Origin of the sequence: Bradyrhizobium sp. AC87j1, assembly GCF_002936975.1 — a bacterium.
Classification (GTDB): Bacteria; Pseudomonadota; Alphaproteobacteria; order Rhizobiales; family Xanthobacteraceae; genus Bradyrhizobium; species Bradyrhizobium shewense.
On record NZ_PTFE01000086.1, the window covers coordinates 1 to 12956 of the forward strand.

Here is a 12956-nt window from a genome sequence, read left to right on the forward strand (position 1 = left end):
CTGATGCCGCGGCCGCCGCGCCAGAGTGAGCCGCCGAAGATGCCGCCGGTCCGCGCCGAGCGCGCCGCTGCGCCGCCGCCGCCTCCGCCGGTGCCGCAGGCTCCCCCCGTTCCGCCGCCGGCTCCCGCCGCGGCCCCCTCCAACGCCGAGCAGAATCTCGCCGAAATGGCGCAGCGGCTGGAGGCTGCCTTACGTCGCCCGGCCGGCGAAACGGTCGCGCCTCCGGTTGCGCCCGAACCGCCTGCGCCGCCGCCCCGCGCCGCACGCAGCGAGCCGCCGGCACCACCGGCCCCGCCCGCAAAGCCGGCCGCGGAAAAGACCAGCTTTGAAAATCTCGAAGACGAGATGGCCTCCCTGCTTGGCCGTCCGAAGCCGTCTTCGTGAGGCTGCCGTCCCTCCCGCGTAGAGTTGTTTTCCTTTCTGTCCTGATCGGCGCGGCATCGGCAGCGATGCCGGCGCATGCGCAGGACATCAGCATCAATCTCGGCGGCGGCGCTGGCGGCGGCGGCGTCACCGAGCGCGCGATCCAGCTGATCGCGCTGCTCACCGTGCTGTCGATCGCGCCGTCGATCCTGATCATGATGACGTCGTTCACGCGCATCGTGGTCGTGCTGTCGCTGCTGCGCACCGCGTTGGGTACGGCGACCGCGCCGCCGAACTCGGTGATCATCGCGCTGGCGATGTTCCTCACCTTCTTCGTGATGGGGCCGGTCCTGCAAAAATCCTACGACGACGGCATCCGCCCGCTGGTCGCCAACCAGATCGGCGTCGAGGACGCGCTGCAGCGCGCCTCCGTTCCCTTGCGCGGCTTCATGCAGAAGAACGTGCGCGAGAAGGACCTCAAGCTGTTCCTGGATCTCTCGGGCGAGGCGCCGCCGGCCACCCCCGACGACCTCGCACTGCGCATCCTCGTCCCCGCCTTCATGATCTCCGAGCTGAAGCGCGCCTTCGAGATCGGCTTCCTGCTGTTCCTGCCCTTCCTGATCATTGACCTCGTCGTCGCCTCGGTGCTGATGTCGATGGGCATGATGATGCTTCCCCCGGCAACGATCTCGCTGCCGTTCAAGCTGATCTTCTTCGTGCTGGTCGACGGCTGGTCGCTGGTGGCGGGAAGCCTGGTGCAGAGCTACGGAGGGTGAGGCGCGCCCCGTTCGCCGCCCGCATCCCCTCGCCCGCACGATTGCCTCCGCTCTATCCCCGTCATTGCGAGGAGTTCTTGCGACGAAGCAATCCAGACTGTCGCCGCGGAGACACTCTGGGTTGCTTCGCTGCGCTCGAAATGACGAGAACGCAGGCGCCATCACGGGCCGCGCTTGGCGCGGCAGCCTCCCTACCGCGTCGTCTTGATCTGCCGCACGACCGGGATCGTCGGCAGCGAGCCGGTGTGGTCGACTTGTTCCCTGGCCTGCGGTGAGCCGGGCGCGCGGGCGGTGGCGTCGGGGAAGCGTTGCTTCATCTCGCGCAGGAAGCCGTCGAGCGTGTCGACGCTGGCAGCTAACTTGGCGATCTCGGCGAATTCGGAGCTGGAGGCCGCGGCCGGCTTGCTGGCGATGTCGAAGGCGAGACGGTCGGCGCTCTCGCTCATCAGCGGTGCGTATTTCTCGCGGAAGCGCGACAGGCCTATGGAGTCGTCGGCGAGCGCATAGCCGACGGCGGCGCGGATGATGTCGCTCTTCTCCACCGCGTTGAGCGGCTTGAAGTCGCGGAAACGCTCGCCGTAATAGAGCTCGATCTGCTCGGCGGACTCGCGCCAGCGCCGCCCCGCCCAGAAGATGTCGGAACGCAGGCGCAGCACTTCGCGCCCGGAAACGTTGGAGACGATGTCGAGCGCGAGATCGTGACGGCCGACGTCGCTCTGCGCGCGCGCTTCCAGCAGCAGGCGCTGCTGCCTGAGCTCGCCGGAGAGATCGCTGATGCGGCTCGCGCGCAGCGCGGTGATCGCCATGTCGGGCTTGCGGTTGGCAAGATAGATCATGGACAGGCGCGCGGCGACCTGGGCGCGCGCGGCGCCTTCGAGGCGGTGGTCGACCTGGTATTGCAGCAGCTCGGCGGCCTGGTCGAGCAGGTCGATCGAGGCGAGACGGTCGGCGAGACGGCGGATCAGCTCGTCGCCGCGCCGGCCGATCGGCGTCAGCTCGCGGAATTCGTAGAACATCCCGAGCGCCTCGACCGGCGGCAGCTCGTCGCCCTTCGGTCCCAGGAAGATCTTCGTGAACAGGTCCGAGGCGAGATCCTGCGCCTGGCGCGAGGCTTCGGCGTTCGGCTGCAGCCTGGTCGCGGTGCGCGCCGCGGTGAGCGCATCGCGGTAGCGCCCGTTCTCGGCAAACATCTGCGACAACATCTGCAGCGTCTTGACCTCGATCGCGTCGCCGCGCCAGGTCATGGACAGCGTCTCGAGCTCGCGCAGCGCGTCTTCCTTGCTGATCTCGTCGCGCTTCTGCCGTAGCGCGACCTCGAGCTGCTTGGCCTCGGCCGCAGCCGGCCGATCGGCCGAGGCAGCCGCGAACTTGTAGTCGTCGAGCGCGTCCTTGTCGTGGCCGAGCGCCTCGGCGAGCCGGCCGCGCAGCACGGCGAAGCCGGGTGCGGCCTCGGGCGAGACGCCGACCACCTCGAGCTCGCTGCGGCGCTTGGAGGCACCGGCATAGTCCTTCACCTCGAGCGAGGCGCGCATCGCGTCCATCGTCACGATGCGCTGGATGTCGAGCGGCAGCGAGGCGATGGCGAATTCGACGTTCTTGAACTTCTCGCGCGCGTCCGCCCATTTGCCCTGGCGCGCATAGGCGAGCGCCTTCCAGAGCTGGGAATCATGGCTGTTGCCGATCACCGGATTGGCGAGGTCCTTCAGGCCCTGTGCCGGCCGGCCGATCAGGATGCTCGCGATCGCATGCATGATCAGCGCGCCGCTCTCCTCCTTGTTGAGCGGATCGCTCAGCATCAGCTCGGTCACCGCCTTGGCCTCGTGATACATCGCGCGCGACATGTAGAACTGCGCGAGATCGAGCCGCGGCAGGGAACGCAGCGCCGGTTCGACGGCCGAGATCGCCGTCATCAGCTCGGCCTGGCGCCCCATGAAGTTGTCCGACTGGCCCTTGCGCCAGCCTTCGGGGCTAAAGATCGGGCGCACCGCGGTCGGCGCGCGCTCGGCCGAGATGTCGACCGGCGACAGCGTCAGTCCGCCCTTCTTGCCGAGGATCACCTTGTCGGCGCCGACCTCGACGCCGACCTCATCGGAGTTCGGCCGGATCGCGATGCCGTGCGCGGATTCCAGCAGCGAGATATCGACGAGGTCCTGCCGCTTGATGAAGCCGCGCACCGGCCGCTGCGCCGTGACGACATAGAGCGTGTCGCCGGCATCGGGATCGGTGAGCTTGTGCAGCAGGCCCGGATTGGCGAAGGGGATGGCGATGTTGGCGAGCGCGGGGTCGGTGATGTTGCGCGACATCATCAGCGGCAGCGGCGTCGACTGGATCTTGTCGGCGAGCGTCAGGAGCCAGTTGGTCTCCTTGCCGACCTCCTCGCTCGCCAGCGAGTAGACCAGCGGGCGGGTGAGACGGATGCGCACCGCCTGCCCCTTGTCGAGCGGGATGCGGCCGACCTCGCCGATCATCGCCCCGCCCCTGGCACGGATCGGCTCGACGTCGATCGGCTTCGGCGTATCGAACACCAACCACACCGTGTCGCCGCGGCGGAACGCCGCCGCCGGTGTTGCGACCTGAAGCGGGAACGTCACGCGCAAGCCGTCGCTGTCGCGGCGCGCATCGACGCTGGCGATCGTGGGTTGCGGCGCGGCCGCCGCCTCAGCGGGCGCAGCCTTGGCGGCTTCCTTGACGGCCTCTTTGGGTGCTTCGGCAGGCGCCGGCTTGGCAGGCGCGGCCGCAGCTTCGGAAACCGGCGGCGCGGGCTTCAAAGTTTCCTTCGCAGTTTCCTTGGGGAACTCCGGAGCGTGCACAGGCTCAGTCGCGGCAGCCGGCGCCGGTTTCGCCGCTTCAGCGGGCGGCATGGCGGCGGGCGCTTCGGGCTTCACCTCAGGCTTGACCTCGATCTTGGCTTCGCGCGCGATAGTCTCGGAGGTCGGCGGCGCGACCTCGCGATGGGCTTCCTTCGGCTTCTCGGCCGCGGGCTTGTCGGGCGTCGGCGCGTGACCGGCAGGCTTCATCTGCGCGATCGCCGCCTCGGGCGTTGCCGCCGTCTTGCCCTTGTCGGGCTGGAAGGAGACGTCGACGACGTAATTCTTCTCGTCGCGGAACGAATGCACGTCGGAATCGCCGATCAGCGCGATCTCGACATTGGTCTGGTCGATGTCGGCCTTCTGCTTGATAGAGGAGACGTTCGGCGGCGCCGCGACGACCGCGTCCGCCAGATCGAAATTGAGGTTGGCGTTGAAAGCGAGCGTGAGCTTCTGCTCGTTGAGCACGGAGGAGACGCCGACGCCGTCGGGCATCTCGAACACGAAGCGCACGAAGGTCGGCTGCACCGAGGCCCGCACGCGGATCTGCGGACGCTTCTTGGTCTCCGCCGCGGCGCGCTGGGCACGCAGCGCGCGCTCGGCCACGCGGGCGCGCTCGGCGAGCTCCTTGACCACGTCCATAGGCAGGCTCGGCGGCGGTCCCTTCCAGCCCTCCGGCAACAGGTCGACGAAAGTGCGCTCGCCGGCATTCATGGTGTTGACGGTGACGCGCCGCGCCAGCGACAGGCGGATGGCACCGCCATCAGGATCGCGGCGCGCGGAGTTGACGTAATCGGGCGCGCCTTCGGGAACGCGGTCGACGGGAACGTCGACCGCCCGGTCGAAGCGGATGATGAGGATGGAGCCTGCGGTCGTCACCTCGGAGGGAACGTCCTCGCCGAGCTTGATGACGAGACGGGCAAAGCCGCCGCCGGCCGAAAAGCTCGCCTCGCCCCTGATCGGATCGGCCGCCCGGGCAGGCGCACCGAGACCGATCAGCAGGCAGGCCGCCAGCACGCCCGCTGTTCGGACATGACGCGACAGCCCCGGCGCCAAGGCGCGGGCTCCCGATACAAATCCAGCGGCAGCCTTTCGCGCCATTGGCGGCATTTCTTCCGGTTCGGCGGTCCATGCCGGCACTACGGCCGGCCCATGCCGTCGACTGTAGGTCTGGCCAATTAAGGACTTGTTAATGCTATATCTTGATTTGCTTTGGAGGCAGCACGCTGTGCCGCATCGAGCGTGGGGGATCCGCCGGATTTGAATTTGAGACGCCGATGGTTAAGGACTCGTTAACACCTGCAAAACGGTGCCGTCGCGGTTGACCAGTCCCTTCACGGGCACCCCATAGCGGTCAAAGGCCTGGTCGATTCCAGCGTCGATTTTTCTGGCCGCCGAGATATCGCTACGGCCACCATCTGTGTCGCCGAGCTTGAATTTGGCAATCCCTCGGCCGTAGAGCGCGCTCGCAAGCTTGGGCGCGAACCGCAGCGCTGAGTTGTAGTCATCCATCGCCGCGGAGAATTGCCCCATTTTCAGATTTATGAGAGCGCGCGAGTCGTATGTTGCCGCATTGTTTGCTCCCGATCGAAGCGCAATATCGCAGTCTTCCAGCGCAGCCTGCAAAGCGCCAAGGACGGCTCGGGTCCAACAGCGTCCGCTCCGGACCACCTCCAGCTTCGGATCAAGGCGAATTGCCTCGTCATAGTCCCGCGCTGCGCGGTCGTACGCGTTCCCTTGCAGGTGGGCCGCCGCACGGTTGGCAAAAGCGGCGCCGTAGTTCGGGTTGAGCTTGAGCGCCTCATCAAAGGCGCCGATCGCCAGATCGCGCGCCCCCGTTCTCAGATAGGCCACGCCGAGGTTGTTGAACGCTTTCGCATAATTCGGATCAAGCCTGGTCGCTTCAACGAAATCCTTGATCGCGCGTTCGTAGTCGGCTTTAGCGCTATAGGCATTCCCCCTGTTGTTGTAGGCGACAACGAAGCCGTTCACCGCTCCCTCGCCCGCATCGATAAACGCCGTGCAGCCATCGATCCGCGCTTCGGGTGACACGCGGTCTGAGCCGTTACACAGTTCAACATTCTTGAGGGAGCTGCCCTTCTTCTGCGCCCAGCCCGACGAATTGGACAGCACAAGGACAAGAATGAGCATCACGGCCTTGATGAAACTGGCTCTTGCGGTCATTTCCACACCAAGTGTCCACACCGACAGCGAACGAAGCGCCAATCCTGGTCTCCCTTCCCAAGCAAGTTTCTCAGCATCCCCGACAGATGTTGAGCCTCCGATTGCTGCTTCGATCAGGCTCCGGCGCCGCCGATGTCGGCGGTTTCTTCAAGAGCTTACTCTTGCCCTCTTCGATCAGGGTCGAAATTTTGACCGACCCATCATCCGAAATCTCGATATGCGGCGTCGTGCCTCGGATCCCCAGCGTGGCGACGGGAGTATCGACCTTCATGTCGCCGGTCTTTGCGACACCGCCCGCAACAAAAGTGAACGTTCCCCTGGCGAGATTGAACATGGTCGCGTTGGACTTGCCGGCCGGCTCATACACATAATGATCCAACACCATACGGGCGTTGCTAGATAAATTGAATGAGCTGCCGTCGGTAAAGTTGATGCCGACGCGGCCGTCGGCCCCGGTCTGCACCACGTCACCAAGATATACGGGATCACCCGTGTTGGCCCGGCCAGGGTCACTCGAGACATTCGCCTGAACGACCACGGCGCCCGCATGTTCGATCGTGACCGAGCCTGTGGCCACCACCACCTTCCCAATCGGTTTTGATGACGAGGCAGCGACGGCGGGCTTGGCGGAATCGATTTGCGCTCGAGCCGCACTCGGCAAGAAATTGGCAAGGGCCAAAACAAGGCCGGCTGTCAAAGCGGCTATCGTAGGTCTGCACATGATCCCCCCTTTCTGAGAAGATCTTGTCGCTATCGGCGGCCCATTTTTGAACCGCGCAGCGCTGCCACAATAACTATAATTGTTGTTTAATTTTATTAATCAGTCTAATTTATCTCCAGCGCTACGCGGGCGCCACAAATTAATCTGTCTCGTTTGTAAATTTAATCACATTGGCGGGAGGGGGCACGGCTGGAATGGCGGTACGCGTCGCCGTCTCCCGCGCAATGCATCTCTCTCGATCGACTTGATTATTTCGGCGGGCAAGCCTTCGGGGCTGCCAGCGCCCAGGAAATTTTGTGCCTTGGCGAGGGCCCGAACTCGGTTTTGGCAGCACGCCGAGCCTGAATCGATCACCCAGGCGAGGTCTAGCCATGTTAGTTGCATCCGGCGTCCAGCTTGATAGCGGGGCCACCATGGCCCTGCCCGTGGAACTCATCGGCCATATTCATAGAGTGATCGGTTCCTGTGCGCTTACGCGAGCGAGCGGAGTCGCCACACAGGCGGTAACGGGTGCGCCTATCTACCGGGGCGACTTGCTGGAGACCGATGCCGACGGGCAGACCACGATCTGCTTCATCGACGGTACTTTTTTCAACATCGCCTGCGGTACTCACGTTGTGCTGAGCGAGTTCGTCTTCGACGTCGAAGGCATGCCACCTGCAGCCTTGTTCGACGTGACCCGAGGGACCTTCAGTTTCGTACCGGGCCGGCTGGCCGAAACCGGGGCGCTCCAGCTGAATACGCCCATTGCAGGCATTCGCGCCCGGGGCCACGCGGGCGGTTTCGGGATGCTGACGCTTGCAGCATTGACTTTCTCGGCTGTGCAAAATGCCGAGGCCGCGGATCCGGATGTCACATTCCTGGATGACGACTCCATTACCTACAAGGACCTTGCGCACGGCGCATTTGAGCTCGTGACCAAGGAGCGGGTCCCGCGACACATCATCGTCGAAGATCCCGGCGAGACGATCGTCATCAAGAAGGTGGGATCCACTATCAGCGTCAATCAGGTCGCGAACACGGCGGCTCGCATGGACGAGTTGCGCGCCGCCCAACAGGATGTGCTCGCCAATCTCACCGAAGGGCAAGGGCCGCACGGCTCGAGCACGCCCCCCTTTGTCAAATCCGAGCGGCCGCAGCCGATCAATTTCGTTCAACCTGACGTGCCCACGCTGCAGGCTTCGCCGACTGTGTTGCCATTCGTCATTCCCGAGCCTCTGGGACGTCTACCTCCGACTCTCAGCACGGGAGCCGGGCCAACTGAACGCGACACGGTGATATTTGACACATTCACTGCGACGAAGGGAACTTTCAGTGCCAGTAGCACCAACAGCGGAGGCAATCTGACCTTCGGCGTCATCGGGGCCAGCGCCGGCAATACGGTTCTGGATGGAGTGACGTACGATCTGTCGAAGACAAGCGCCTACGGGATTCTCTACGTCAACAGCACGAGCGGCGCTTATACGTTCGTGCCTGACAGTGCCGCAATCAACGCGCTGAAGGCGCCCACGACCGACGGTTTCGTCGTCACCGTCTCCGACGGATTCACCTCTGTCACCCAGACCTTCACGATCACCATCAACGGTGTCAACGACGCTGCAATCATCTCCGGCACCACGACCGGTTCGGTCATCGAGGCTGGCGGCATCGCCAATGGAAAGCCCGGCACGCCGATTGCGACCGGCACCCTTTCCGATACCGACGTCGACGATCCGCCCAATACATTCACGACCGTAAGCTCGCCAACGTCGAGCACCGGTGGCTATGGCACCTTCACCATGACGGCGGCAGGCGTGTGGACCTACACCTTGGACAATGCCAACGGCGCAGTGCAGGCGCTCAATGCCGGCGAGACGCTGACCGACACGTTCACAGTGACTACGATCGGAGGAACCGCCCAAGTCGTGACGATCACCATCCTCGGAGCCAGTGACGCCGCGATCATTTCCGGCGTGACGACCGGCGACGTGATCGAGGCTGGCGACGTCGCCAATGCAAACCCCGGCACACCCACCGCGACCGGCACCCTCAACGACACCGACGTCGACACGACCGCCAATGCTTTCACGGCCGTCGGCTCGCCGACGGTGAGCGCCGCCGGCTATGGCACCTTCACCATGACGGCAGTGGGCGTGTGGACCTACACGCTCGACAATGCCAACGGCGCGGTGCAGGGGCTCAATACCGGCGAGACACTGACCGACACGTTCACAGTGACCACTCTGGACGGAACTGCCCAAGTGGTAACGATCACCATCCATGGCGCCAACGATGCTGCCATCGTTTCCGGCACCACGACCGCCTCGGTGACCGAGGCCGGAGGCGTTGCCAACGCGACACCCGGCAGCCCGAGCACAACGGGCACGCTCTTTGCCGCCGACGTCGACAATCCGTCCAATACCTTCACCGCGGTGAGTTCGCCCAAGGCAAGCACGAATGGTTATGGCACCTTTACGATAACCGCCGCCGGCGTGTGGACCTACACGCTCGACAACGCCAGCGGCGCGGTGCAGGCGCTCAATGTCGGCGGCACGCTCACCGACAGTTTCACCGTCAACACCCTCGACGGTACGCCGCAGGTGGTGACGATCACCATTCAGGGCAGCAACGACGCCGCCCTCATTTCCGGCACCACGACCGGCTCAGTGACAGAGGCAGGAACTTTCTCACCCGGCATTCCCATCGCGACCGGCACGCTCACCGATACGGACGTCGACAACGCTCCGAACTCGTTCACCGCAGTCTCTTCGCCGGCTGCGAGTGACGGCGGATACGGCGCCTTCACGATGACCGCAGCCGGCGTATGGACTTACACCCTCGATAACAACAACACCGTGGTTCAGGCGCTCGAGGTCGGCGACACCCTGACCGACACCTTCTCGATAACTGCCATCGACGGTACGACGCAGACGGTGACCGTTGCCATTCATGGAGCCAGCGACGCAGACCCCAACGATTTTGATAATTTGGCCACCGGATCTGCCATGATCTCCGATCCCCCCAACGTGTATGGAACGCCGGGGAGCGAAACGATTGCCGGCGGCGGCAACACAGGTCAGATCATCTACGCGGGGGCGAGCAGCGACACGGTCAACGGGACCGGCAAGGCCGACGTTCTCTATGGCGGCTCAGGCAATGACACGATCAAAGGCAATGATGGGGATGACACCATCTACGGCGGCTCGGGCAACGACACAATCAACGGCAACAATGGCGGCGACACCATCACCGGCGGATTTGGCGCGGATCAACTCACCGGCAGCAATGGAAACGACCGCTTCGCTTACTTGTTCGTAGCAGATTCTCGCGCAGGCCAGTTCGACACCATCACCGACTTCGCCTCAGGGGCTGACAAGATCGACTTGACTGCTATTGGCGCGCTTGGATTTGTCATATTGGCCTTAAGCTCGACCAGCACGGCCGTACCGGCACATACGATCGCCTGGCTGTATGACAGTGCGGCGAATGAAACGATCGTGTACGTCAATCCAACTGACCAGACCCTGCACGTCGGCGATTCCAGCCTGCTCGAAATTCATTTGCAGGGGATTGCAACCATCGACGCGTCGGACTTCATCACGGCGCCGGCAGCGGCGCCTGTGACGGCGGTTGCCGGCGAACTGCTCGACCCCATCGCAACCTCGCAGGGTGACGCGACCGCCGTGCTGACGACCACTTCCGGAGTCCTGTCCGATTCCGGCAGCGGCGACGGCACGCTTCTCGCTGCAGGGAGTTCGACCATCCAATCGACCGAGGCGGCCACCAGCCTCGATTCGAACTGGGATCAGATCGGACAGACCGGATATTTCAGCTTCTCCAGTTCAGACGAAGTGCAAACGCTCGCGATCGAAACGCCCCGCAGCGACCCGGCAGCTCCCTCGGCCGGCGGATTGTCTCCGATCGTGCAGCACGTGGTCCCGCTCACCGAGGCCAGCTTTGTCTTCAACAACCCGACCGGGTTCGACGCAGCCTCATTGGCTGGCAAAAATGGCGCGATTGCCGCAAGCGGCCAGGTGCCTGACGTCGCCATGCTGAATTTTGCCCACGGCGCTGCCGAACAGCACGCCGGGGGCGGGCTTGCGCTCGGACATGATGCAGGGAATGACGGCGTCGCGTCATCAAGAGGCGCCGCCCAGGCGGCTCATGCCCACGGTCATACCAGCGATCAAACGGCAGACACTTCGCTCAACCCAAGCCTTCTGAAGTCATCGACCGGCGGTGCCAACCATTCGCTCTCAAGCGAGGCGGACCAGCACAACCCGTCGGGGGGAGCGTCTGGATCAAAGCCTGCCAATCCGCAGCAGCTCGGCGACTCGTTCCAGTTCAGGGATGACGCGTCGCAGGGCTCACCGCACGGCGCAGTGTTGGATCATCTCTCAGACTTCGTCGGTCATCACGAGCACGCTCGGGAATTCCATGGATCCGAGCCGGCATTCATGCCTGAAACATCGCCGTCCGATGTTGATCCACCTTTCTCGGCAGGTACCGTTCACGGCCATGTGTCGCACGATCTGATCGTCTGACGGCCTCGAGCCGATTGCGGCTTCAATGTTGCTTGCCGGCGCCTTCCGGCGCCGAGGAGCTGTCTTCGTCGAGAGAAGATTCATCATCGTTGCCGTCGTCGTCTTCTGGCGGCGCTGCATGCTGATGGATTAGGGCAGACGTCCACGCCGATGTCATCGCCGCTATGAGCAGCCGGTTGATGGCCTCGATGACGCGTTCTGCTGCGGACGAGTAGTTCATGGCCTCCTCCTGCGCTGCCGATTGCGACTAGCCAAAGCGTAGGACCGGGCCTTGAGCACCACTGTACGCCACTTCACACCTGCGCGCGTCAACTCATCGCAGTCTCAGAAGGTGCCGCCAGCTTCGACTGCATCCGCCACGGGAGCTTGATCTGCCGCCTTGAGGAGTTGCTGAGCGCGCGCACTCACAACCTTCGGAGCGTTGCGGTTTTCGCGCGACTCTGAATCAGATGTGACCTCGGCGATGCGAATCGCATTGGTTAGCTTTGGGGGTAATCAATGAGCGGAGAAGCCGGTTGCATTGTGTGTAGCAGGGCAAGAGCGGTCGTAGCGATCGTTCCGATCGCCAGAGGATATGCCCTGAAAATATATGAGTGCTCCTGTTGCCATAGCACCCTGCAGCTCGTGACTCGGGTCACGAAGGCAGCGCTGATCAAGCAGCAGGCCGATACTCTTCCGCGGGTGGAGAAGCAGTTGCACCCGCCTGTTCGCAGGGTGGAACAGGTTTTCGCGAACTAGACCCGCAAGGCCTCCAGTCGAACTGGCCAAGCGCCAACGCGCCAGGTCGCGATGGCACTCTTCGCCTCGCGCCCTCAATTCGGCTTTTGCGTCGGCTTGCCGTCGATCTTGGGCAGCTCGCCGGCGGAGGCCGACTGATCGCCGCCGCCATTGGCACGGCGGGCCATCTCGACCGTCAGCTTCTCGGCGGCCTCCGGCGACATCAGTCCCATGATGTCCGACATCTTTCGCGGCGCGATCGCCGAGGCGATCTCGATCAGCACACCCATCTCCAGCCGGTCGAACACCCGTGCGGCGTCCTTGGGCTTCATGCCCTCGTACATGGTCACGAGGCCCTTCATGCGCTGGGCTTCGGCGGCCTTCTGCTCGGCCTGCGTCGTGGAGATGCGGGTTTCCACCGCCTTCATCTCCTCGACCTTGCCTTCGATGCGCTTCTCGGCCAACTTCAACAGGCTCTCGCGGATGTCGATCTCGCGCTGGCGGGCCTCGATCTCCTGGCGGCGCGCCTGCAACCGCTCGAGGATCGCGCGCTCGGAGGCCGAGACCTGCGGCTGGGCTTCGTCGACCTTGACCACGGTGCCTTCCGGCTTGGTCTCCGGCGCGGCGGGCTTGGGCGCCTCCTTCGGCGCGCCATGGGTCGAGCCGGTGATGATCTCCGGCTCCTCGCGCCCGGTCGGGAAATTCAGATTCTCCTGCGCCCAGGATTTCTTGGTCTGGTTCGGCTTGTAGTCGAACACATAGCCGCCATTGATCACGAGGCCCGCCACCTTCAGCGTGGCGAGGCCTGCGACGGCAACCAGGACGACCGGGATGACGCGGATATTACGAAAGGACTTCATACCCT

7 protein-coding genes and 1 pseudogene are annotated in these 12956 nt (G+C 64.0%); 3 read left to right on the forward strand and 5 right to left on the reverse strand.

What is annotated here, in order from left to right:
* A pseudogene (locus CV770_RS31835) lies at positions 1 to 384 on the forward strand (flagellar biosynthetic protein FliO); the annotation flags it as partial.
* Entirely contained in the window at positions 381 to 1139 is a 759-nt protein-coding gene (gene fliP, locus CV770_RS31840; RefSeq protein ID WP_028142765.1) for a flagellar type III secretion system pore protein FliP, read from the forward strand. The pseudogene CV770_RS31835 and the gene fliP, both read left to right, overlap by 4 nt.
* Before the next feature lie 191 nt (positions 1140 to 1330).
* Here the strand turns inward: fliP and CV770_RS31850 are convergent, their stop codons facing one another.
* The 3 genes from CV770_RS31850 to CV770_RS31860 form a co-directional block, all read right to left on the reverse strand.
* Positions 1331 to 5047: a tetratricopeptide repeat protein gene (locus CV770_RS31850; protein ID WP_201760127.1), complete on the reverse strand. Its 3717-nt coding sequence runs from the start codon at positions 5045 to 5047 to the stop codon at positions 1331 to 1333.
* A 180-nt stretch (positions 5048 to 5227) separates the two neighbouring features.
* On the reverse strand, positions 5228 to 6172 hold the full coding sequence (locus CV770_RS31855) for a tetratricopeptide repeat protein (RefSeq protein ID WP_245453916.1): 945 nt from the start codon (positions 6170 to 6172) through the stop codon (positions 5228 to 5230).
* 28 nt (positions 6173 to 6200) lie between these two features.
* Positions 6201 to 6827: a FecR family protein gene (locus CV770_RS31860; protein ID WP_347337547.1), complete on the reverse strand. Its 627-nt coding sequence runs from the start codon at positions 6825 to 6827 to the stop codon at positions 6201 to 6203.
* Positions 6828 to 7222: 395 nt separating this feature from the next.
* Between CV770_RS31860 and CV770_RS31865 the strand changes: the two genes are divergently transcribed.
* A complete protein-coding gene (locus tag CV770_RS31865) occupies positions 7223 to 11374 on the forward strand; it encodes a VCBS domain-containing protein (protein WP_245453917.1) in 4152 nt (1383 codons plus the stop codon).
* 22 nt (positions 11375 to 11396) lie between these two features.
* Here the strand turns inward: CV770_RS31865 and CV770_RS41820 are convergent, their stop codons facing one another.
* Together CV770_RS41820 and CV770_RS31875 are read right to left on the reverse strand one after the other, a co-directional pair.
* Positions 11397 to 11594, reverse strand: coding sequence for a hypothetical protein (locus CV770_RS41820; RefSeq protein WP_146101386.1), 198 nt, complete (start codon positions 11592 to 11594; stop codon positions 11397 to 11399).
* Between the two features lie 592 nt (positions 11595 to 12186).
* On the reverse strand, positions 12187 to 12951 hold the full coding sequence (locus CV770_RS31875) for a MotE family protein (RefSeq protein ID WP_104465179.1): 765 nt from the start codon (positions 12949 to 12951) through the stop codon (positions 12187 to 12189).
* Positions 12952 to 12956 lie beyond the last annotated feature (5 nt).